Source organism: Methylophilus sp. QUAN, assembly GCF_015354445.1.
Taxonomy (GTDB): Bacteria; Pseudomonadota; Gammaproteobacteria; order Burkholderiales; family Methylophilaceae; genus Methylophilus.
The window spans coordinates 215,264-238,141 of sequence record NZ_JADKYT010000002.1 but is presented as its reverse complement, the minus strand read 5'-3'; the positions used below and the strand labels follow the sequence as shown (position 1 = coordinate 238,141).

At 51.3% G+C, this 22,878-nt stretch carries 18 protein-coding genes; 11 read left to right on the top strand and 7 right to left on the bottom strand.

Annotation, left to right across the window (positions count from 1 at the left end):
• The first annotated feature begins 99 nt into the window (after window positions 1-99).
• Window positions 100-1,131 carry a GGDEF domain-containing protein gene (locus INP79_RS09740; RefSeq protein WP_194754098.1) on the top strand — a complete coding sequence of 344 codons (1,032 nt, stop codon included), beginning with the start codon at window positions 100-102 and terminating at the stop codon, window positions 1,129-1,131.
• Between the two features lie 15 nt (window positions 1,132-1,146).
• Here the strand turns inward: INP79_RS09740 and INP79_RS09735 are convergent, their stop codons facing one another.
• The 3 genes from INP79_RS09735 to INP79_RS09725 are packed head-to-tail and all read right to left on the bottom strand — an operon-like array spanning window position 1,147 to window position 3,246.
• On the bottom strand, window positions 1,147-1,575 hold the full coding sequence (locus INP79_RS09735) for a phosphate-starvation-inducible protein PsiE (protein WP_194754097.1): 429 nt from the start codon (window positions 1,573-1,575) through the stop codon (window positions 1,147-1,149).
• Between the two features lie 27 nt (window positions 1,576-1,602).
• A complete protein-coding gene (gene murU / locus INP79_RS09730) occupies window positions 1,603-2,271 on the bottom strand; it encodes an N-acetylmuramate alpha-1-phosphate uridylyltransferase MurU (RefSeq protein WP_194754096.1) in 669 nt (222 codons plus the stop codon).
• A gap of 3 nt (window positions 2,272-2,274) precedes the next feature.
• Window positions 2,275-3,246, bottom strand: a complete 972-nt coding sequence (locus tag INP79_RS09725) for a phosphotransferase (protein WP_194754095.1) — start codon at window positions 3,244-3,246, stop codon at window positions 2,275-2,277.
• A 199-nt stretch (window positions 3,247-3,445) separates the two neighbouring features.
• Here INP79_RS09725 and INP79_RS09720 point away from each other — a divergent pair, with 199 nt between their 5' ends.
• The 5 genes from INP79_RS09720 to adk all read left to right on the top strand — a co-directional run bounded on the left by INP79_RS09720 (window position 3,446) and on the right by adk (window position 9,666).
• Entirely contained in the window at window positions 3,446-5,827 is a 2,382-nt protein-coding gene (locus tag INP79_RS09720; RefSeq protein ID WP_194754094.1) for an LPS-assembly protein LptD, read from the top strand.
• The gene (locus tag INP79_RS09715) at window positions 5,824-7,143 is read left to right on the top strand and encodes a peptidylprolyl isomerase (protein WP_370583253.1); all 1,320 of its coding nucleotides are present in this window, start codon (window positions 5,824-5,826) and stop codon (window positions 7,141-7,143) included. Before INP79_RS09720 ends, INP79_RS09715 begins: the two co-directional genes overlap by 4 nt.
• Window positions 7,144-7,147: 4 nt before the next feature.
• Window positions 7,148-8,137 (top strand): 4-hydroxythreonine-4-phosphate dehydrogenase PdxA, encoded by a 990-nt coding sequence (gene pdxA, locus INP79_RS09710; protein ID WP_194754093.1) that lies wholly within the window; start codon window positions 7,148-7,150, stop codon window positions 8,135-8,137.
• Between the two features lie 5 nt (window positions 8,138-8,142).
• Complete coding sequence (rsmA, locus tag INP79_RS09705) at window positions 8,143-8,916, top strand: 16S rRNA (adenine(1518)-N(6)/adenine(1519)-N(6))-dimethyltransferase RsmA (RefSeq protein WP_194754092.1); 774 nt, start codon at window positions 8,143-8,145, stop codon at window positions 8,914-8,916.
• Between the two features lie 96 nt (window positions 8,917-9,012).
• Window positions 9,013-9,666, top strand: a complete 654-nt coding sequence (gene adk / locus INP79_RS09700) for an adenylate kinase (RefSeq protein ID WP_194754091.1) — start codon at window positions 9,013-9,015, stop codon at window positions 9,664-9,666.
• Window positions 9,667-9,726: 60 nt separating this feature from the next.
• Here adk and INP79_RS09695 read toward each other — a convergent pair whose 3' ends face one another.
• Window positions 9,727-11,952, bottom strand: coding sequence for a TonB-dependent receptor domain-containing protein (locus INP79_RS09695; RefSeq protein ID WP_194754090.1), 2,226 nt, complete (start codon window positions 11,950-11,952; stop codon window positions 9,727-9,729).
• A gap of 313 nt (window positions 11,953-12,265) precedes the next feature.
• Here INP79_RS09695 and leuS point away from each other — a divergent pair, with 313 nt between their 5' ends.
• The 5 genes from leuS to nadD all read left to right on the top strand — a co-directional run bounded on the left by leuS (window position 12,266) and on the right by nadD (window position 18,445).
• Entirely contained in the window at window positions 12,266-14,881 is a 2,616-nt protein-coding gene (leuS, locus tag INP79_RS09690) for a leucine--tRNA ligase (protein ID WP_194754089.1), read from the top strand.
• 15 nt (window positions 14,882-14,896) lie between these two features.
• Complete coding sequence (gene lptE, locus INP79_RS09685; protein ID WP_228519849.1) at window positions 14,897-15,403, top strand: LPS assembly lipoprotein LptE; 507 nt, start codon at window positions 14,897-14,899, stop codon at window positions 15,401-15,403.
• Window positions 15,404-15,405: 2 nt separating this feature from the next.
• A complete protein-coding gene (gene holA, locus INP79_RS09680; RefSeq protein ID WP_194754088.1) occupies window positions 15,406-16,449 on the top strand; it encodes a DNA polymerase III subunit delta in 1,044 nt (347 codons plus the stop codon).
• 23 nt (window positions 16,450-16,472) lie between these two features.
• Window positions 16,473-17,729: a glutamate-5-semialdehyde dehydrogenase gene (locus INP79_RS09675; protein ID WP_194754087.1), complete on the top strand. Its 1,257-nt coding sequence runs from the start codon at window positions 16,473-16,475 to the stop codon at window positions 17,727-17,729.
• Between the two features lie 71 nt (window positions 17,730-17,800).
• A complete protein-coding gene (nadD, locus tag INP79_RS09670; protein ID WP_194754086.1) occupies window positions 17,801-18,445 on the top strand; it encodes a nicotinate-nucleotide adenylyltransferase in 645 nt (214 codons plus the stop codon).
• Here nadD and INP79_RS09665 read toward each other — a convergent pair whose 3' ends face one another.
• The 3 genes from INP79_RS09665 to INP79_RS09655 all read right to left on the bottom strand — a co-directional run bounded on the left by INP79_RS09665 (window position 18,446) and on the right by INP79_RS09655 (window position 22,789).
• The gene (locus INP79_RS09665; protein ID WP_194754085.1) at window positions 18,446-18,898 is read right to left on the bottom strand and encodes a YaiI/YqxD family protein; all 453 of its coding nucleotides are present in this window, start codon (window positions 18,896-18,898) and stop codon (window positions 18,446-18,448) included.
• Window positions 18,898-20,364 carry a DEAD/DEAH box helicase gene (locus INP79_RS09660; protein ID WP_194754084.1) on the bottom strand — a complete coding sequence of 489 codons (1,467 nt, stop codon included), beginning with the start codon at window positions 20,362-20,364 and terminating at the stop codon, window positions 18,898-18,900. Before INP79_RS09660 ends, INP79_RS09665 begins: the two co-directional genes overlap by 1 nt.
• A 226-nt stretch (window positions 20,365-20,590) precedes the next feature.
• A complete protein-coding gene (locus INP79_RS09655; protein ID WP_194754083.1) occupies window positions 20,591-22,789 on the bottom strand; it encodes an OsmC domain/YcaO domain-containing protein in 2,199 nt (732 codons plus the stop codon).
• Window positions 22,790-22,878: the final 89 nt, after the last annotated feature.

Genomic DNA, 22,878 nt, shown 5'->3' with positions numbered 1-22,878 from the left:
CTTAAAAAAATCCCCGGCTTGCCGTTATTCCCCTTGAGTATGTACAAATACTAAACAATAAGAAGATTCTTTGCGTTGAATTTAACATCGCGAGAGGCCATGATGCAATACGAAATCACTAAAGAAAAAAGTGCAGAATACCTGCGACAAGCCATCCATCACATGTCGATGCAGGATGCGGCTTTTCATCCGGTCAGCTACGCTGTCTGGTATGAATATTCATCGGGCGAACATGCGCGCCTGATTGAAGAAGTCAATGACTTGATTGAGAAAGAAAAAAGACTCAACGAGAAGAGTACGACCCACCTGTTTAACAAACACATTGCTGGCGCAGATGTCGATAGCGCCAAGGTACTGGTCGAACGTTTTAACCAGGTGGTGACCAGTATCACCTCCTCCGCCGAAAAGGCCGGGCATGAAACCTCCCAGTTCAGGAAATCACTGGATGCCTGGTCCGATGAAATTCAACAACTGGATCCACAACTAGGCGCCCAACTGGGATCTCTACTCTCGGATACAGAGCAAATGCAAGCGTCCATGCATGGTTTGCAGCATCAGCTCTCATCCAGCCTGGAAGAAATTGCCGAGCTGAAAAACGAGATTATGAAGGCCAAGCAAGAGGCGATCTCTGATGGCCTGACCGGGCTGATGAACCGCAAGGGATTTGATAGTGCTCTGCATCAATGCCTGGACACCGGGCCTGCAGAAGAAACCTGCCTGATGATTGCCGATATTGATTTCTTTAAGAAAGTGAACGACAGCTACGGGCATTTATTTGGTGACAAAGTGATTCAGGCTGTGGCCAGAATCTTAAAAACTGTGTCTGGCAACTTATATACCGCAGCGCGCTATGGCGGTGAAGAGTTTGTACTGTTGCTGCCACACACCAGCATGGACATTGCGCACGAGATTGCAGAGAATATTCGTCGCCAGGTTGCAGCCATCACCATTAAAAACAATGTCACCCAGCGCCTGATTTCCAACATCACCATTTCCATGGGGGTGACGGCTTACCATCCAGGCGAATCTGCTGACAGCTTTATCACAAGGGCTGACCAGGCGTTGTATACCTCAAAAGCCCAAGGGCGTAACCAGGTGACCATGCTCAGCGGCGAGCTGGCCGCCGCCTGATGGCCTGTCAACAGGCTATAGCAAATCGCGTTTTTGCTCGGGGATATCTTCGTAAGGATAACGCGAATGCCCAAAACGCATGACCAGGACGGAAACAGCCAAGATGAAAATTGCCGCAGACACCGCCAGCATATGTGTCTCGGTCATTTCCTTCATGTCCAGCAATAAATAACGCGCCAAGGCCACCATCGCGATATAAATCGGATAACGCATAGGCAATTTACCGGTACCGAAGTAGCTGTTAATCATGGAAAACACTTCCAGGTATAAAAACAGCTGCAACAAATCACCCAGCCCGACCATGCCGGCATCCCACATGCGTGCGAGTTCGTGTGCCAGCGAAAAGAAAGTCGCGATCGTGACCAGCCCCAAGCCCAACCGCTCTATCCACATTAATGCCTGGTGGGCGATTTTATCGGTGCGATGCTCATATGGTGGCTTCATGTTTCCCCCTGATTAATTTTTTTGCTTTTAACTCTTTTTACTTAGCCAATGATCCAGTTGTTCTAAACGTTCTGGCGTGCCGATATCATGCCACAATCCGTGGTGATGTTGTCCAGTCACGAGTTGCTGCTGCATGGCAGCTTTTAACAACGGGGCCAATTTAGCCGCTTGCCCGTGCTGCACACTGTCGAATAGCGACGGATGATAGACACCCACGCCCGAAAACGTCAATCGGTCCGCAGCAGACTCAAGCACCAGCCCATTTTCCAGGGCAAAGTCACCCGCGGCATGCTGCGGTGGATTATCGACCATGACCAGGTGCGCGAGTTTGCCGGTTGGCAATGCCAGGCTGGCATAATCAATATCGGTAAAGACATCACCATTCACCACCAAAAATGGCGCATCCCCCAATAACGGCAAGGCATAGGCAATACCGCCCGCCGTTTCCAGCGCAGTGCCTTCAGCACTGTAACGGATCGTCACCTGCCATTGCTGCCCATCACCCAGGGCATCTTCAATTTGCTGCCCCAGATGCGCATGGTTGATGACTAACTCCCTGATACCTGCGGCTGCCAGGCGCTCGATATGCCAGACAATCAGCGGTTTGCCGCCCACCATTAATAATGGCTTGGGGGTATGGTCAGTCAGCGGCCGCATGCGCTCACCACGGCCTGCGGCCAGAATCATCGCGCGCATGGCTTAGTCTGCCTTTTCCAGCGTCAACAGTAATTTAAGAAACGGGCGCAACTCGACATAACGTTCACACGCCGCCTGCAAATATTGCATCACCAACGGCATATCCTTGAGGTAGCCATCCTTGCCATCACGGTGATACAAACGGGCAAAAATACCCAGCACCTTGATATGGCGTTGTACGCCCATCCATTCAAAGTCTTTATAAAACTCGCCAAAATCGGCGGTGACGGGTAAACCGGCTTTTTTTGCCGCTTGCCAGTAGCGGACGACCCAGTCCATTAAATCTTCCTCATCCCAACGGATATAAGCATCTTTGAATAAGGACACCAGGTCGTAAGTAATCGCCCCGATCACGGCATCCTGAAAATCCAGCACCCCGGGATTATTGTCAGGCGTGACCATCAAATTGCGTGAGTGATAGTCTCTATGCACCGTGACTTGCGGCTGCTGCAAAATATTGTCGATCAACAAGGCGAAAGTTTTATCCACCACGGCCTGCTGCTCGGCTGACAATACTTTGCCCAAATGCTTGCCCACATACCACTCAGGAAACAATTGCAATTCGCGCATCAGCAAAGCTGCATCATACGGTGGTAACGCTTCTGGCTGCGTTGCCAGTTGCATGTTGATCAATGCCTGGCAAGCATCGCCATACAACGCTTTGGCATTGTCGCGATTTAACTGTGACAAATAGGTATCATTGCCCAGGTCACTCAGCAGCAAAAAGCCTTGTTCTACGTCCTGCGCCACAATTTTTGGCACATTCAGCCCGGCCGCCAGCAATTGCTCAGCCACGCGCACAAACGGGCGACAATCTTCCTGTGGCGGCGGCGCATCCATGGCAATCAGGGTGTGTGTCGGCAAATGCACGCGAAAATAACGTCTGAAACTGGCATCTGCCGAAGCCGTAGTGAGTGTGAAAGGCTGATCAAGCACCTGCTGCAGCCAAAGGTGTAGTTGCTGTGTTCTATCCACAAATGTTCCCAAATAATGAATCAGCCCATACTAACGGGCATTACTGTTAAAATGCGGCTGTCATTTTAAGTGAAAAATGACTTTTTAAGCATTTTCATGAATAATATAGCCCAATTGAAATGGGACATCTGGCCGCAGGGTCCGGGATGCGTGCATATAACTGCCGGCCATTAGCAGGCCTTACCGAAACGATCACTCTTTGAATAACTTGCAAGCTCACTCATCCACCTTTCAGGACCGCGGCATCCGTCTGATTCTGGCAATCATCGCCATCAGCACGCTAACGCCTGGGCATGCGCGCGCGGATGATCAAGCTGAGGCCGCGGTGATCGTGGCAGAAAACGCCGCCTTGCCAGGTGCCATTGAAATCGAGGGTGACACCTTGCAGCTGCGCATGGATAGACAAATGCGCGCGATAGGCAACGCAGTCATCCGCAAAGAAGGCCAGCAAGTCACCGGGGATGATATCCGCTATGACATCCAGAATGACGAATTGCAAGTAGACGGTAATGCGGTCATTACAGCGGGCCAAACCAAAATTACTGGCCCGATGCTGCGTATGCGCATGAGTGAAAATATTGGTGAAATGCGTGATGTCACCATTGAGTTTAAAAGCAGCCCACCGCCGCCCAGCAACCAGGACAGCAGTCCGCTATTAAGTGACCAGGCCATTTTGCTCAGCGACCCCAAACGCTATCTGGAAGATAATCAATCTTATAGCACGCAGGAAAACCGAAGCTCATTTGACAATATACGCGCGACTGCCAAGCAGGTGCTGTTCGAAGGTCAAAACATCAAGCGCTTAAAGAACGCCAGCTACACTTCGTGTGCAGCAGATGTCGATGACTGGTTTATCAAGACCAGCAGCATGGAGCTCAATGACTACACACACACAGCTGCCGCTACCAATGCTTATGTTGAATTTAAAGGTGTGCCTATCCTTTACACGCCATGGATGAGCTTTTCCTATAATAATCAGCGTAAAAGTGGCCTGCTCGCGCCATTGTGGGGTACGACCTCCAGAAGCGGCTTTGAGTTGCTCACTCCCTACTATATTAATATCCGGCCGGACATGGATGCCACGATTGCCACCCGTTTTCTCAGTAAGCGTGGCACGCAATTACAAGGCGAATTCCGCTATCTGGATGAAGACTACTCAGGCATCAACAACCTTGAGTACCTGGATAAAGACAGCATGACGGATCAAACCCGTTTCTATGTCAGGCTATCTCATTTACAACGTTTTAGTAACCGGTGGTCAGGTGGTTACAATCTGGAAAAAGTGTCAGATGACACTTACTTTTCAGAAATGGCCACTCGGATTCAAGTGACCTCTCGCGTCAACTTGCAACAAATGGCTTATGTCAATTACGGCGGAGAGAAAGTCACTTTCAATGGTACGGTACAGCGCTACCAAAACCTTGATAACGTCTCTTACGCATATCAACGACTGCCACAATTGACCTTGACCTACAATGACGAGTGGAAAGGGTTTAAAACGCAAACTGGGGCACAATACGTTAATTTTCAGGCTATGGATGGCATGATTAACGCACCTTCTGGTAGCCGCTTGAGTTTTTACCCATCGGTATCCTACCCGATGAAAAATGCCTATGGCTATGTCACTCCCAAGGTTGGTGTGCAAACCATACAATATAGCCTCAGCAACAACACGCCATTTGGTTACTCTCAGGAGTATAACCAGTTGAATCGAACCTTGCCCATCGTCAGCTTGGACTCCGGCATGTATTTCGATCGCGAAACCAGCCTGTTTGATAATACATACACACACACGCTCGAACCACGGGCCTACTATGTATATATCCCGTATAAAGATCAGAGCAAGATTCCGATTTTTGACACCTCACTCAACACGCTCAACCAGAACTCAATTTTTTACGAAAATCAGTTCAGTGGAGATGACAGGCTCAACAATGCAAACCAGATGACCTTGGCACTGACCAGTCGCTTGATTGACAGCGAAACAGGCATTGAACGTCTAAGCGGCACACTTGGCCAACGTTTTTATTTTGAAGATCAGAAGGTAACGCTACCTTACACTACAAACAGCACACGGAAATCTTCTGATATCCTAGCTGGATTCACTGCACGCCTATCCAGCCGTCTCAACCTGGACACGTTCTGGCAGTATGATCCGGACCGTGGCAATATGGAACGCAACAACTTTCTGCTGCGTTACAACCCGGAACCAGGCAAGTCTTTCAGCTTTGGCTATCGATACACTGCCAATACCCTTGAGCAAATCGACACCGCAGCCCAATGGCCATTAGGCGCAGGCTGGTATGGTATCAGCCGCCTCAACTACTCCATCCGCGATGGTAATGCCGTGCAATTTTTGGGCGGACTGGAATATGATGCCGGTTGCTGGCAGGCACGCGCGGTTATGCAGCGTGTACAAACCGCGACAGCTAATGCGAACTATGCCATGTTTTTCCAACTCGAACTCGGTGGGCTGACGTCTATTGGCGCCAACCCGTTAAATGTGATTAAGCGCAATATTCCAACTTATATGCGCACCTATGACATCCCGGCAATTTACAGAGACCAGAACTCGCAATGATGAAACGTTTATCTAATTTCCTTATCTCCACGATGGTGTTTGCGCTGTATGCATCGCAATCAACAACACTATTTGCCGCAGAAAAACGTCCGATTGAAAAAATGGACCGCATTATCGCCGTGGTCGACCAGTCGGTGATTACGGAACGGGAAATGCTGAACCGCATGGAAGCCGTCAAGGCACAAATGATTAAAAAAGGCGTTGAAGTGCCGCCTGATGAGGTACTGCAAAAGCAGATTCTGGAACGCCTGATCGTCGATAGCCTGCAACTGCAACTGGCTGCTCAAACCGGCATTAAAGTCGAAGATGCACAACTGGATAAAACCATAGAACGGATTGCCGAACAAAACAGCCTGACCTTGCCTGCCTTTAAAAAAGCACTAGAAGAAGATGGCACCAACTTCTACAAATTTCGTGAAGATATCCGCAATGACATTATTATTGCCCGCTTGCGCGAACGCGATGTCGACAACAAGGTGAATATTTCCGAAGCAGAAATTGATAACTATCTGAGCACACAGGAAAAAGAAGGCGATCTGGATGAGTTCAATATCTCGCAAATTCTGATTCGCTTGCCTGAAGACAGCTCACCCGAAGATATTCAAAAGGCCAGAGCCCGTACTGAACAAGTGACCAAAGCGCTGGCTGAAGGCATGAGCTTCGAAAAAGCCTCTGCCAACTTTTCTGACGCGCCGAATGCGCTGGACGGTGGCGGCTTGGGCTGGCGCAGTGGCCAGCAAATGCCAGCACAGTTTCTGGAACTGGTTAAACCCCTACAGGCAGGCGGAGTGTCACGTCCTATCCGCAGTGGTACCGGGGTGCATATTCTCAAATTGAATGACAGACGCGCAGGCGCCAGCACGCTGATTGTGGAACAAACGCATGTGCGCCATATCCTGTTAAAGCCTAATGAAGTGCTGTCTGACAAAGAAGCCAAGCAAAAAATTGATGGCATCAAGGAACGTATAGACCACGGCACTCCATTCCAGGACATGGCACGCCAGTATTCTGACGATGGCAGCGCTTCCAGTGGCGGTGATTTGGGCTGGATCAGCCCGGGCGACACCGTACCGGTATTTGAAAAAACCATGGCCGAACTGGCTGTCAACGAAGTCAGCGCACCTATCCGCAGCCAGTTTGGCTGGCATATTATCCAGGTCCTTGAGCGACGCAAACAGGATATGTCAAAAGAATCCAAACGTTTAAAAGCACGCCAGGAAATCCGTGCGCGCAAAGCGGAAGAGTCTTATAACGACTGGATCCACGAGCTGCGTGACAAAGCCTTTGTTGAAATGCGCTTAGAAGACAAATTCTAAACGCATGAGCCACTTGCCACGCATTGCCATTACCGCTGGCGAACCCGCCGGAATCGGGCTGGACATCTGCGTCAAACTTGCCCACACCGCCATGCCTGCAGCGCTGGTGGTATTGGCAGACCCAACAGCGTTACAAGCTCGAGCCGCTAAGTTAGGCACGCCATTAGCACTGAACAGCTATACAGACAGACTGGCACCGCATGCAGGTGACGGCAGTCTGTATGTGCTGCCCGTGCCAACCGCTGCTCCCGTTATCGCTGGTACTCTCAACGCAGCCAACAGCGCCGCCGTATTAACTATGCTGGACCGTGCGTTGGCTGGTTGCCAATCCGGCGAATTTGATGCCATGGTCACTGCCCCCGTACACAAAGGGGTGATTAATGATGCGGGCATTGCATTTACTGGTCATACCGAATACCTGGCAGAAAAAACCCATACTGAACAGGTTGTCATGATGCTGGTCGGTGGCGGCATGCGCGTTGCGCTGGCCACCACGCATTTACCCCTAACACAGGTGAGTGCAGCAATTACGGCTAATGCACTCACCACGACCATCCGTATTCTGCACCATGACCTGGTACATAAATTCGGTATTAAACAGCCACGCATTTATGTAGCCGGGCTCAACCCACATGCCGGTGAAAATGGCTATCTGGGTATGGAAGAAATCAACACCATCAACCCGGTGCTGGAAAATTTACGCGCCGAAGGCATGCAACTCATAGGCGCCCTGCCCGCTGACACCATGTTCTCGCAGAAAAACCTGTCAAAGGCAGATGCTTTCCTGGCCATGTATCATGACCAGGGCTTGGCTGTGCTCAAACACGCCAGCTTTGGCGAAGGCGTGAATGTCACCCTGGGCTTGCCCATTATCCGCACTTCCGTTGATCACGGTACTGCGCTGGATATTGCAGGCAGCGGTAAAGCCGATCTCGGCAGCATGCTGAGCGCCATAGAGCTGGCGATCGCACTGTCACAAACACGTCACACCTAACATACATGAAACACATTGCTAAGAAGAAATTTGGTCAGAATTTTTTAATTGACCAGGCCATTATCCAAAGCCTGATTAACGCCATCCACCCGCAAGCAGATGACCTGATGGTGGAAATTGGCCCCGGCCTGGGCGCGATGACGCAGCCCCTGATCAAGCACCTGGATCACTTGCACGTGGTTGAAATCGACCGCGACATTATCCAGTGGATGCAAGGCTTCTACCCGCCAAAGAAAATCACCATCCATAATTCAGATGTATTAAAGTTTGATTTTGCCACCATAGGCGAACGCATCCGCGTCGTTGGCAATCTGCCGTATAACATCTCCAGCCCTATCCTGTTCAAGCTGCTGGAAAATACGGCACAGATCATAGACATGCATTTTATGCTGCAAAAAGAAGTGGTCGAGCGCATGGTGGCCGAGCCATCCAGCTCGGAATATGGCCGCTTGTCCGTTATGCTGCAATACCGCTTGCAGATGGAATACATGGTCACAGTGCCGCCGGAGGCGTTTGACCCTGCACCTAAAGTCGAATCCGCTTTTGTACGCTGTATTCCATATGCGAGTTTGCCCTACCCGGCCAGCGATGAGGGCTTGTTTGCCAAAGTAGTCACCGCGGCGTTTGGTCAACGCCGCAAAACCTTGCGCAATACACTCAAAGGCCTGCTGGATGATGATGGTTTTAGCGCATTGAATATTGATTCGCAGCTGCGCGCCGAGAACCTGAGCGTGGCCGAATTTGTCGCCATCAGCAATTACTTGGCGGCTAATAGCTGAGCCAACTTGCGCAAAGCCGCGCTAGCTTAACCTGATTTAAAGTTTAGCCTGATATAATCCTGTTTTCACTAAAACCCAAACTTTTTGGAGCATGTTATGCGTTTGATTCTGCTGGGCGCCCCTGGTGCCGGTAAAGGGACACAAGCCACCTTTATTAAAGAAAAATTCAATATTCCGCAAATTTCCACTGGCGATATGTTGCGCGCAGCAGTCAAAGCAGGCACTCAATTGGGCTTAGAAGCCAAAAAGTTTATGGATGCAGGCGGTTTGGTGCCTGATGAAGTGATTATCGGCCTGGTGAAAGAACGCATTAAAGATGCCGATTGCGCCAATGGTTTCCTCTTCGACGGTTTTCCACGCACCATCCCGCAAGCCGAAGCGATGAAAAACGCGGGCGTGGCCATTGATTACGTGGTTGAGATCGACGTGCCGGATGCGGCTATCGTTGAGCGTATGAGCGGCCGTCGTAGCCACCCGGCTTCTGGCCGCACTTACCATGTCAAATTTAACCCGCCAAAAGTGGCTGGCAAAGACGATGTGACCGGTGAAGAGCTGGTGCAACGTGATGACGACAAAGAAGAGGTTGTACTCAAGCGTTTGCAGGTCTACCACGACCAGACTGAGCAACTGATTGGTTACTATTCCGACTGGGCAAAATCCGGTGTCAGCGGTGCGCCACAATACGTCAAGGTTAACGGCCTGGGCGAGTTGAATGCGATTAAAGAAGACATTTTTAGCGCATTGAAATAACCGCGCTCAAACAAAAAAGCCCGCATGATGCGGGCTTTTTTATGGGTGCTACGTAACTGATTAGAAGTCGTAACGGATGCCAGCAAATACTTGGCGCTGACGTCCGGCCACCATGCCATCGACACGGCTGGCAAGATACTCGCGATCACCTAAATTGTAAGCGCTGGCAAAATAAGTGATGTGGCTACCAACGGGCCGGTAATTCACAGTGGCGTTAATTAAGGCATAAGATGGAATCTTGCCTGTCACGCCAATCACGCGGCCAGATAATCCAGTACCGTCATAATCTAAGGCCTCAGGCCGCCCCTCACGGTAAGACACATCCTCTTGCTGCTCACTCACATAATCAACCCCAATACGTGCATCAAAGCCCACAGGATGTTGATAACCCAAGTTGAGAGATGCCAGATGCTTGGGCGCATATGGCAAACGGTCACCCTTGAAAATATCCGCACTGGCATTGGTTTTCTTAAACTTGGCAGTAAAAAGATTGGTATAAGAACCAGCAATATAGATATTATGGCTAGTCGCAAACAGGGTTCCAAAATCAATACGGCCAGCTAACTCCAAACCTGTTTGCTGAGACTCACCACCATTCACAAAAGAACCTGACGTCGGCCCGGCAACCACAATCTCATCAAATACCGTGTGGAACAGCGTCGCCTCAAAACGCACGCCTTTGAAGTAAGTAGACCTCACGCCCAATTCCCAATTGGTGCTTTCTTCTGGTTTGGTTTTACTGATGACGGCGGAATTCGGCCCATCTGCGTCTAAATCCCGGTCTGGTCGCGGCGGCGCAAAGCCTTTATGCACGCCGGCAAACACTGAGGTATTATCTATGCCGCCCCAAGTGACACCAAAACCAGGTAACACTTTTGTTTGATGATTGTTCAGCGTTGCCTGTGGGTTATTCTGCACCGCGCCATCAGCCCTCAGCACATCTGTTTTTACCCGGATATCCTCCACTCGCACACCTGGGGTAAATGTCCAGTCCCCGACAAAAAAGGTGTTCTGGGCATAATAGGACCTTGCCTCCACATTAATGCGAATATCCTCATGTGGCAACACAGCTGATTTGGCAAAGCTTAGACTTTGCCCTGCGGGATCATTAACCCGGTATTGTTTCCGGTCAGAATCTTCTTCGTGATACCTGAAGCCAATCACAGCGTTACTATCCATACCAAAAAGACTATGTTTGACATCCAAGCGCGGCTCAATCCCCCAATATTGAAAATCCCTGGGCCGCCATCGACCACCACACTGGTCTGCGTTGCCCAGATTATTGCGCAAGCCATTATTGGGGCAATTACTTAACCGTGAAAATCCGTTGTTTTCACCCGGGTTGTTAATTTGCCTGAAGGAGGCTCTATTCGTATCCACATAATAGGCTTGCGTTGTGAGTTTCACCGCATCATTGATACTGAAAACATGTTGCAGTTGTAATGTCTTTCTTTCCTGCTCAAACTTATCGTTATGGCCAGTGGGTGCCTGATATTTATTTTGCGCATACTCTGCAGCACTTAAGCCAGTTTCCGTCACATGTGAGTCCTCTCGGAAATAACCCGCCTTGGCAATTAAGGTATGCCTGTCAGACAGGTTCAACTGGCCTTTGGCAGTATATTCCTGAATCTCGAAGTCGTGATGATCACGAATGCCATCCCCTTTTTTATGCAAGGCATCAATCATTAAGCCACCGCGTTCATCACCGGCACCTATACTGCCGTACAAACTTGTGAAGTCATTGTTACCCATCATTGCGGATGCTGTGCCATGCACTTGTCCATCACTAGGTACCGGGCGTGTCACAAAGTTAATCATGCCACCCACAGTTTGTGGACCATATAGAATCTGTCCAGAGCCTTTGACTACCTCAATGCGCTGCACGCGCTCTAATGGTGTGGTGTAATGTGCCGCAGGGTCTGCATAGGGTGCCAAAAACAAAGGCATCCCATCTTCCATCAGCAAGGTACGGGAGGTTCGGCGCGGATCCAGACCTCGCACCCCGATATTAACGCCCAAACCAAAAGCATTTTCACCCACCACATTGATTCCGGGAACGTTATTCAAAGCTTCTTGCACCGAGAATGGTTGCCGCTCTTGCAAGGCCTTTTCATCGACCAGGAAATAAGAACCCGGTACTGATTCCAGGCGGTCTGGCAAAATCCCTTTCACTACCACCGGTGAAATATTCAGCGTCTCATCCTGGCGTTCTTTTTCCTCTGCCAACACCTCCATGGCCGGGTTAAACGCCAGCACCGTGGCCATCAACAAACTCTTTTTCTTCATGTGTCACACCCTCTTCTGTTTCTGTTGTTATAAAAAACAGATGAAAATGGTGCAATATTGATACCAGCATGATGACGATAAAAGTTATCCCCATGTTTTTATTACGCAAATTATATTTATATAAATAATTATGTTATTTTCCGTGCATTCACCTGGCATATCATCGGTTCATATCAACCCACCTCACACGGACTTGGCTGATATAAACCAACACACCGCCTGAATGCCGAAGGCAACACATACCAACGCAAAACATGCCTATCAGTTCTCGGGTATAATTGTCGCTTCATTTAGTTACTTTCAAGCCAAGCACATGCAACAGCAGTATCCATTCAAAGAAGTCGAGCAACAGGCACAACAACATTGGGAGTCCAGCCAAAGCTTTCAGGCCAAGGCCGATAGCAGCAAGCCCAAGTATTACTGCTTGTCTATGTTCCCCTACCCCAGTGGTAAATTGCATATGGGGCATGTGCGTAACTACACTATTGGTGACGTCTTAAGCCGTTATCACTATATGAAAGGCTTTAACGTCTTGCAGCCCATGGGTTGGGATGCGTTTGGCCTGCCAGCAGAAAATGCAGCGATTCAAAACAATGTACCGCCTGCGCAATGGACATATGACAACATTGCCTATATGCGCAAGCAGTTGAAGTCTCTAGGCTTTGCCATTGACTGGCAACGCGAACTGGCGACCTGCCAGCCTGACTACTATAAATGGAACCAGTGGCTGTTTTTGCGCATGCTGGAAAAAGGCATTGCCTACAAAAAAACCCAGGTGGTGAACTGGGATCCAGTCGACCAGACCGTACTCGCCAACGAACAGGTGATTGATGGCCGTGGCTGGCGCACTGGCGCAGTGGTTGAAAAACGCGAAATTCCTGGCTACTACCTGCACATCACGGGTTACGCCCAGCAATTGCTAGACGACCTGGACAAACTGCCAGGCTGGCCTGAGCGTGTGAAAACCATGCAAGCCAACTGGATAGGCAAGAGTGTAGGCGTCCGTTTTGCCTTTACGCATGACATCAAAAACAACGACGGCCAGCTGATTGATGACGGCAAACTGTGGGTATTCACTACACGTGCTGACACCATCATGGGCGTGACTTTCTGCGCCGTGGCGGCCGAGCATCCATTAGCGACGCATGCCGCACAACACAATCCTGCGCTGCAAGCATTCATTGAAAAATGCAAGCAAGGCTCAGTGATGGAAGCCGATATGGCGACCATGGAAAAAGAAGGCATGGACACTGGCCTGACCGTGGCGCACCCGATTACCGGCGAGCAAGTACCTGTCTGGGTCGGCAACTATGTGCTCATGACTTATGGTGAAGGCGCTGTGATGGCCGTGCCCGCACATGACGAACGCGACTTTGGCTTTGCCAAAAAATATAGCTTGCCAATCAAGCAAGTCATCAGCGTCGTCGACCAAAGCTTTGACCTGGGTGCATGGCAAGAATGGTATGGCGACAAAGCCAAAGGCGTATGCATCCATTCAGGCAAATATAACGACCTGACCTATACGCAGGCTGTAGATGCCGTAGCCGCTGATTTAGCCGACAAAGACCTTGGTGGCAAGCAAACCAACTGGCGCCTGCGCGACTGGGGTGTTTCTCGTCAACGTTACTGGGGCTGCCCGATTCCTATCGTCCACTGCGACAGCTGTGGCGATGTGCCTGTGCCGGACGACCAGTTACCGGTCAAATTGCCGGAAGACTGCGTGCCGGATGGCTCAGGTAATCCGCTCAATAAACGCGAAGACTTCCTGAACTGCGCTTGCCCTAAATGTGGCCAGCCAGCCAAGCGCGAAACCGATACCATGGATACATTTGTTGATTCCAGTTGGTATTACGCGCGCTATGCTTCCGGCTTTAGCCCTGACGCCATGGTAGATGCACAAACTAACCACTGGATGCCTGTCGATCAATACATCGGTGGCATTGAGCACGCCATTTTGCACCTGCTGTATTCACGCTTCTGGAGCAAGGTCATGCGTGACCTCGGCATGGTCAACTATGACGAACCGTTTGCCAACCTGCTGACGCAAGGCATGGTGCTTAACCATATTTTCTCACGCCGTACGGCCAAAGGCGGCATTGAATACTTTGCACCAGAAGAAGTCGAACTGGTACAAGATGCCAACGGTAAGGTCACTGGTGCCAAACTGATTAAAGATGGCTCTGCCATTGACTATCAAGGCATAGGCACCATGTCCAAATCCAAGCGTAACGGCGTCGACCCGCAATCACTGATCGAGCAATACGGCGCTGACACGGCGCGCTTCTTCATGATGTTTGCGGCACCACCCGAGCAAACGCTGGAATGGTCTGACAGTGGTGTGGAAGGTTCACATCGTTTCTTAAAACGTGTGTGGAATTTTGGCTACGCATTGTCACAAATCCAACCGGCCGATTTGCCAAACAAGCTGACCGGCGAACTTGCCAACCACAGACGCGAAATCCACACCGTGTTGAAACAAGCCAATGTAGACCTGGCCAAACTGCAATTCAATACCGTGGCCTCTGCCTGCATGAAGATGCTCAACACATTGGAAAAAGTGCAAAAAGAAGCCGAGAAAGACTGGCAAGCCGTGGCATTCGAAGGCTACAGCATCCTGTTGCGTGTGCTGTCACCGATTGCGCCACACGTGACACAAGTCATGTGGCAAAGCCTGAAACTGGGCGCAGATATCCTCACGGCGAAATGGCCAGAGCCAGCCAATGCCGCGCTGGTGCAGGACGAGGTCGAGTATGTGGTGCAAGTGAACGGCAAACTGCGCGGCAGCATCAGCATCCCCAAAAGTATGGCCAAAGAGCAAATTGAAGCGACTGCCGTTAATCAGGACTTTGTACAGAAGTTCCTCAACGAAGGTAGCGTGAAGAAAATCATTGTGGTGCCTAACAAACTGATTAATATTGTGGTTGCCTAGCGCAAGGAGCGAACGTTGCTGCACATACTCAAGCATAGACATTTGGCTTACTGGTTTAGCGTGCTGACCCTGTCAGCCATGCTGACTGCTTGCGGCTTTCATTTGCGCCAACCTACGCCAATTGCGTTTAAAACCGTGCAAATCAAAGGCAGCACTTTGATCAATAAAGCACTCAAAAAAGCGCTCATAGAACAAGGCATTAAAGTCGTCACTGATGCCGAAGATGCCGAATTGCAATTGGAACTACTCAAAGAAGAGAACGAGCAGCGCATTCTGTCCCTGAGCGGTACCGGTGTGGTACGAGAGTACGAACTCTACTACCGTGTGCAGTACCGCACCAAACTGGCCAGCGAAGCCACCTGGACCTTGCCTATCATCATGGAAGGCCGTCGCGACTATACCTATAACGATGCAAACTTGCTGGCGAAACAAGCTGAACAAAAATTGCTCAGTGACAGCATGCAAACAGACGTGCTTAACGGCATTATGCGCCGCTTGTCTGCCCTGAAAAAAGCACAATAACCATGCGCATCCAGGCAGCGCAACTGGCCCAACACCTGCCGCCAAAACAGCATTTGTTTGTATTGGCAGGTGACGAGCCACTCTCCATCACTGAAGCCATCGACCAGATTCGTGCTGCCGCCCGCCAACATGGCGCGCAAGAGCGTGCCAGCTTCACCGTAGAGCGCTATTTCAACTGGGCGCAAGTCAGCCAGTTCCTGCAAAGTTTCTCGCTGTTTGCCGAGCAACGCATTCTTGAAATCAACATCCCCACCGGCAAACCTGGAGTAGAAGGCGCCAAGGCTTTGCAACAACTGGCCGAACTGCCTGCTGCAGATACCACCATTATCATCACCCTGCCAGCACCAGACCGCGACATGTCCAGCAGTGCCTGGTATGAATCGCTGTTACAACACGGCGTATTGCTGGTGCTTAACCAGGTGCCTTTGGCACAACTGCCGGAGTGGATTGCGCAACGCCTGGGCATGCAGCAACAAACTGCCGATGAAGCCTCGCGCCGTTTTATTGCCGAGCAAGTAGAAGGTAATTTACTCGCCGCGCACCAGGAAATCCAGAAGTTAGGCTTACTGTATCCGCCGGGCCCGCTTTCCGAAGAAGCCATCCGCCAATGCGTGCTCAATGTGGCGCGTTTTGATGTCTCGCAACTGGGTGAGGCCATGCTGCAAGGCGATCCCAGCCGCGTCATGCGTATTATTGAGGGTTTGCGTGAAGAAGGTGAAACTGCAGTCGCCGTGATGAACCCGCTGGTGTGGTTATTCCGCCCCTTATTGCAAGTGCGGCTCGCCATGCAAAACGGCCAGGCCGTGCAAACTGCCTTGAGCCAGGCCAGGTTATTTGGTGATCGCCAGACACTGGTGAAACGCGCATTGGAATTTTTGCCGCAAAAACATATCGAAGCTGCTTTGCAGAAATTGTCAGACATAGACCGTATGGCAAAAGGCGTGGGTGATGGCGATGCCTGGCTGGAGTTGTCGCGCTTATGTAGCGGCATTGCCCGCATGGCGGCGAATAAATCCGCCAGATCGGCCGCATCAAGGTCTCGTTAAGGTTTTAAGATAGAATGATGGTTATGGACATTCAAAACTACATGAAACAACTGGGTGAGCAGGCACGTGCCGCTTCCCGTTTGATGGCAAAAGCCGACACCAACACCAAGAATCAGGCTCTGCGTAATATCGCCGCGCTGATCCGCCAGCACGAAAAAGCGCTATTGGCTGCCAACCAGCAAGACCTGGATGCTGCCAAAGCCAACGGCATGGAAGCCGCCATGCTAGATCGCCTGGCCTTGAGCGAAAAATCAGTGGCGACGATGGCTGAGGGATTAGAGCAAATCGCCAGCCTGCCAGACCCGATTGGCGAAATGAGCAATTTCAAATACCGCCCGTCTGGCATCCAGATCGGCCAGATGCGCGTACCATTAGGCGTGATCGGCATCATTTACGAAGCACGTCCAAATGTGACGGTGGATGCCGCTGGCTTATGTATCAAATCTGGCAACGCCTGCATTTTGCGTGGTGGCTCTGAGGCCATTCATTGCAACCAGGCGCTGGCCAAGCTCGTACACCAAGGCCTGCAACAAGCAGGCTTGCCACAAGCTGCGGTGCTGGTGGTCGAGACCACAGACCGCGCCGCAGTGGGTGAACTCATCACCATGAAACAATATGTAGATGTCATCGTGCCACGTGGTGGCAAAGGCCTGATTGAGCGCATCAGCAACGACGCGCGTATTCCAGTCATCAAACACCTGGATGGCAACTGTCATGTGTATGTGGACGACGAAGCGGACTTAGACAAAGCCCTGCGTATTCTGGAGAATTCCAAAACCCAGCGCCTGGGTACCTGCAACACGGCCGAGTCACTATTGGTCGCACGCAGCATAGCGAAAACCGCGCTGCCTAAACTGGCAGAAATGCTGATTAGCAAAGGTGTAGAAATCCGCGGTTGCGAAGAAACTCGCGCCATCGTGCCACAAGCCATTGCCGCCACTGAAGAAGACTATTACACCGAATACCTGGCAGCGATCATCTCCTGCAAGGTCGTGAGCGGCCTGGACGAAGCGATTGAGCATATCAACAAACACTCCAGCCAGCACACTGAAGCGATTGTGACCGAAAACTACACCAAAGCGCGCCAGTTCCTGCGTGAGGTAGATTCCAGCAGCGTGATGGTCAACGCCTCTACCCGCTTTGCGGATGGCTTTGAATACGGCTTTGGCGCAGAAATCGGTATTTCTACCGATAAACTGCATGCACGCGGCCCAGTCGGTTTAGAGGGTCTGACGTCATTGAAGTATGTGGTGCTAGGTGACGGCCACGTACGCGCTTAATGTCGCTGTCGGCCACGCTAAAGATGGCGTTCCACGCTACAACGCAACGATGAACGCAAAGAATCGCTGAAATGGAAATCATAGGCATATTCGGCGGCACCTTTAACCCCATCCACAATGGGCATTTGTCGCTGGCCGACACCGTCCTCAACACCCTACACTGCACACAAATCCGCTTTGTACCGGCAGCCTTACCGCCCCATAAAGCCGCGCCTGCCGTCACAGCACAACACCGTGCAACCATGGTCAAACTGGCCATCCAGCAGTATCCGCGCTATGTGTTAGACACTTGCGAGCTGGATCGCCAGGGTCCGTCTTACACAATAGAAACGCTGCACTGGATGCGCCAGCGCTTTCCAGACCGCGCACTGTGCCTGATCATGGGCCAGGACAGCTACCAGAAGCTGCCGACCTGGCATCGCTGGACTGAACTGCTGGACTATGCACATCTACTCGTCATACACCGTGCAGATACCGAGAAAACCTTATTGCTGCATGCGGAACATGCGGGGAAACGGGTTGAGACTGCACAAGCGGCACAGGCGTTTTCTGAGCAACCATATGGCTTGGTCAGTTATCTGACCATCACCCCGCCCAATATCTCGTCAACAGCCGTGCGTGAAACACTGGCGCAACGCGATGCCCATCTCGCAGCGCCCGAAATACCGCCAGCGGTATTACACTACATCCGGCAACATCATTTATATAGCCGCTGATTATTTGCGCAGTGCACGCGCCAAAAACTGGTCTAACTGACGCGCAAAGGCATGGCGGTCAGATGACTGCATGGCGCTAGGTCCCTGGGTTTCCACGCCACTGGCACGCAGCGACTCCATAAAGTCACGCATGGCCAGGCGCTCACGGATATTTTCAGCCGAATAAAACTCACCGCGCGGATTCAGCGCATGCGCAGCTTTGTCTATCACTTGCGCAGCCAACGGAATATCAGCCGTAATCACCAGATCCCCGGCTGCCAGCATGGCCACAATTTCGTTATCGGCCACATCAAAGCCTTTGGCCACCTGCATCGCACGCAAATAAGGTGAAGGCGGCACATGCAGCAATTTGTTGGCCACCAAGGTGGTCATGATCTGGCTACGCTCAGCCGCCCGGAACAGGATTTCCTTAATCACCACCGGGCAAGCATCAGCATCGACCCAGATATGCATTAACGCGCTTTCGGCGGTGTCTTATTGGCAGTATTTGCGCCAGGTTTAGGCGTAAATAATGCGCCTTGTGGCTTATTGCCGCCCTGGCGATGTTGTGCCTGATGACCGTTGCGCTGGCCAGGATTGGCATGACCTGACTTGTGTGGATTTGGCTTGCCTGGCCCAGGCTTATTGGCGCCAGCCTGCGCTTGCGGTTGGCTTTGTCCTTGGCGGGGTTGTCCCTGTTTCTGTGACTGCCCTTGGCGCTGACGGCCATGATTCTGCCCGCGTGGTGGGCGGTCAGGCTCTTCGCTGCCTTTTTCTGGTGCGACAAAACCTTCTACCGGCAGTTTGGGGATATCGCGTTTAATCAGTTTTTCAATATCCTTGAGCATGCCAAACTCTTCGCGATCCACCAGTGAAATGGCGGCACCACTGGCACCGGCACGGCCAGTACGGCCAATGCGGTGCACATAGTCTTCCGGCACGTTAGGCAGCTCAAAATTCACCACTTGTGGTAACTGGTCAATATCCAGCCCGCGTGCGGCAATATCAGTCGCCACCAGCGCCGTGATGGTGCCAGCTTTAAACTGTGCCAGCGCCGCTGTACGCGCATTCTGGCTCTTGTTGCCATGAATCGCCATCGCCGGAATGCCATCCTTCACCAACTTCTCCGCCAGGCGATTGGCACCATGCTTGGTGCGCGTGAAAACCAGCACTTGTTGCCACTGGTGATGCTTGATCAAATAACTCACCATTTCGCGCTTGTGCGCCTGCGGCACCATATGCACGCTTTGCTCAATCAATGCATTGGACGCATTGCGACGCGCCACTTCCACCAGGTCTGGTGCGTTGAGCAAACTGTCAGCCAGTCGTTTGATATCGTCAGAAAACGTGGCCGAGAACAGCAGGTTTTGGCGCTTTTTAGGCAGCAAGGCCAGCACCTTTTTAATGTCATGGATAAAACCCATGTCCAGCATACGGTCGGCTTCGTCCAGCACCAGGATTTCAATGCCAGACAAATCCAGCGCCTTTTGCTGCACCAGGTCTAGCAAACGACCCGGCGTCGCTACCAGTATATCCAGCGGTTTGCTCAAGCGGTTGATTTGCGGATTAATGCTGACGCCGCCAAACACCACCATGCTTTTGAGTGGCAGATATTTGCCATAAGTGGTGACGGATTCGCCAATTTGGGCGGCCAACTCACGTGTGGGAGACAAGATCAGGCAACGCGGCTTGCCCTTCGCAGCCTGCGCCAATGGCGCTTCAGACAAGCAATGCAAAATCGGCAGCGTAAAGCCCGCCGTTTTGCCAGTCCCGGTTTGTGCACCGGCCAGCAAATCGCCGCCACGCAGCACATAAGGAATCGCCTGCGCCTGGATAGGCGTCGGTGAGCTATAGCCAGCATCGGCAATCGCGCGCAAGACTGGCGCGCATAAATTCAAATCAGCAAACGTGATGTTTGCAGGGGTATTTTCTTGTGACAACGTAATTCAACTTATAGAAATTGCATGGCATCACCATGCAATAAATTAATTAGGCGCTGGTCTGTTGCCTATGGCAACACCAATCTGGACTAACGAGGTAACAACTTGAGGGATTTCAGAACCGCTGCGTTGATTGGTAGTGCGCAGGGTGTGGCTATTATACGCATGATTCGCCCATATGCTAATCTATTGAATATATTTGGGTTTCACGCCTATTTGCCACGACTCACCCTGCCGCCATCCTGGCCCGCGCCGCATGCAACTTCTTGTAACTATTAATCAGGCGGTGATGCCTGTCCAGCCCCTCCAGCTGCATGCTGGTGGATGTCAAACCGTAGAAGCGTACACTGCCATCAACGGAGCCAATCACTGCCTCCATACGGGCATCGCCAAACATACGGCGGAAATTAGTTTCGTAGTCACTCAATTCCAATTCGTCATCCAATACCACTTCCAGCACAGCACTCAGGGCCTGATAGAACAAGCCACGGTCTAGTGTGTTGTCGTTATATTGCAAGAAAGCACCAACCAGATCCAGCGCCTCTTCAAGCCGCTCCAAAGCGAGGTTAATCAGCAGCTTCAACTCCAGCACGGTGAGTTGACCCCATACCGTGTTTTCATCAAAAGTGATGCCAATCAAGGTGCCGATATCGCCGTAATCATCCAACTCGTTATTTTCCAAGCGCTCCAGCAAGGCTTCCAGGCTGTCATCATCCAGTGTATGCAAGTTGAGGATATCTTCGCGGAACAGCAAGGCCTTGTTGGTGTTATCCCAGACCAGATCTTCTACCGGATAAATCTCCGAATAGCCAGGCACCAGAATACGACAGGCCGTTGCACCTAGTTGATCATACACGGCCACATAAGCTTCTTTGCCCATCTCGGCGAGCATGCCAAACATGGTCGCGGCCTCTTCGGCATTTGGGTCCTCACCTTGACCAGAAAAATCCCACTCAACGAATTCGTAATCCGCTTTAGCACTGAAGAAGCGCCACGATACAATACCGCTGGAATCAATAAAGTGTTCAACAAAGTTATTCGGTTCCGTCACGGCTTCGCTGGCAAAAGTTGGCTGCGGCAGGTCATTCAGGCCTTCAAGGCTGCGGCCTTGCAGCAACTCGGTCAGGCTACGCTCGAGCGCGACTTCCATGGTCGGGTGCGCGCCAAAAGAGGCAAATACACCGCCAGTGCGCGGATTCATTAAAGTGACGCACATCACCGGGTACTGTCCGCCCAGCGAAGCATCTTTCACCAGTACCGGGAAGCCCTGCTCTTCTAGCCCTTGAATGCCTGCCACCACGCCAGGATATTTCGCCAGCACAGCTTGCGGCACATCCGGCAAGGCGATTTCGCCTTCGATGATTTCGCGCTTTACGGCGCGCTCAAAAATTTCTGACAAACATTGCACCTGTGCTTCCACCAGCGTATTACCAGCGCTCATGCCATTGCTAACAAACAGGTTTTCGACCAGGTTGGTCGGAAAGTAGACGGTTTCACCATCCGACTGGCGCACAAACGGCAGTGAACAGATACCGCGCTCCGCATTACCTGAATTAGTGTCTATGAGGTGGGAGCCACGCAACTCGCCATCCGGGTTATAGATTTCCAGGCAATAGTCATCGAGAATCTCTTTTGGCAGTGCATCCTTACGGCCAGGCTTGAACCAGCGCTCGTTCGGGTAATGCACAAACTCAGCATTGGCAATGTCTTCGCCCCAGTACGAGCCGGCATAAAAATGGTTGTTACTCAGCCGCTCGATATACTCACCCAACGCCGACGCCAGTGCGCTTTCCTTGGTGGCGCCTTTGCCGTTAGTGAAGCACATGTGTGAATACGCATCTCGGATATGCAGCGACCACACGTTAGGCACAATATTGCGCCACGACGCGATCTCGATCTTGATACCCAGACCCGCCAGCAGGCCGGTCATATTGGCGATGGTTTGCTCCAGCGGCAAATCTTTGCCGGTGATATAGGTCAGCGCATCCGTGTCTGTATCCACTGTCAGCAACGCCTGCGCGTCTTCGTCTAGGTTAGCCACTTCTTCAATAATGAAATCCGGCCCGGCCTGCACCACTTTTTTCACCGTGCAACGGTCAATCGAACGCAAAATGCCTATACGGTCTTTTTCGGAAATATCGGTCGGCAACTCGATTTGTATTTTGAAAATCTGCTTGTAGCGGTTTTCCGGGTCAACAATATTGTTGTGCGACAAGCGGATATTGTCGGTGGGGATATTGCGCGTGCTGCAATACAGCTTCACAAAATAAGCCGCACACAAGGCCGACGACGCCAAAAAGTAATCGAACGGGCCAGGTGCCGAACCATCGCCTTTATAGCGGATAGGCTGATCGGCAATCACCGTGAAGTCATCGAACTTGGCTTCCAGGCGTAGCTTATCGAGAAAATTGACCTTAATTTCCATGGGAGTAAATTCCGAGAATACTGCAAAAAATGTTGAGGGCGTTATTATCCCTCAACACGCGCATGCCGCCTAAACATAAATGGCAAGTC

Excerpts from the sequence above, each read along its gene's own strand:
- INP79_RS09735 (WP_194754097.1), bottom strand. The coding sequence starts at position 1,575 with ATGAAGCCACCATATGAGCATCGCACCGATAAAATCGCCCACCAGGCA.
- nadD (WP_194754086.1), top strand. The coding sequence starts at position 17,801 with ATGGAAATCATAGGCATATTCGGCGGCACCTTTAACCCCATCCACAAT.
- INP79_RS09655 (WP_194754083.1), bottom strand. The coding sequence starts at position 22,789 with ATGGAAATTAAGGTCAATTTTCTCGATAAGCTACGCCTGGAAGCCAAG.
- INP79_RS09665 (WP_194754085.1), bottom strand. The coding sequence starts at position 18,898 with ATGCATATCTGGGTCGATGCTGATGCTTGCCCGGTGGTGATTAAGGAA.
- murU (WP_194754096.1), bottom strand. The coding sequence starts at position 2,271 with ATGCGCGCGATGATTCTGGCCGCAGGCCGTGGTGAGCGCATGCGGCCG.
- holA (WP_194754088.1), top strand. The coding sequence starts at position 15,406 with ATGCGCATCCAGGCAGCGCAACTGGCCCAACACCTGCCGCCAAAACAG.
- INP79_RS09695 (WP_194754090.1), bottom strand. The coding sequence starts at position 11,952 with ATGAAGAAAAAGAGTTTGTTGATGGCCACGGTGCTGGCGTTTAACCCG.
- adk (WP_194754091.1), top strand. The coding sequence starts at position 9,013 with ATGCGTTTGATTCTGCTGGGCGCCCCTGGTGCCGGTAAAGGGACACAA.
- pdxA (WP_194754093.1), top strand. The coding sequence starts at position 7,148 with ATGAGCCACTTGCCACGCATTGCCATTACCGCTGGCGAACCCGCCGGA.
- rsmA (WP_194754092.1), top strand. The coding sequence starts at position 8,143 with ATGAAACACATTGCTAAGAAGAAATTTGGTCAGAATTTTTTAATTGAC.
- INP79_RS09715 (WP_370583253.1), top strand. The coding sequence starts at position 5,824 with ATGATGAAACGTTTATCTAATTTCCTTATCTCCACGATGGTGTTTGCG.
- INP79_RS09675 (WP_194754087.1), top strand. The coding sequence starts at position 16,473 with ATGGACATTCAAAACTACATGAAACAACTGGGTGAGCAGGCACGTGCC.
- INP79_RS09740 (WP_194754098.1), top strand. The coding sequence starts at position 100 with ATGATGCAATACGAAATCACTAAAGAAAAAAGTGCAGAATACCTGCGA.
- leuS (WP_194754089.1), top strand. The coding sequence starts at position 12,266 with ATGCAACAGCAGTATCCATTCAAAGAAGTCGAGCAACAGGCACAACAA.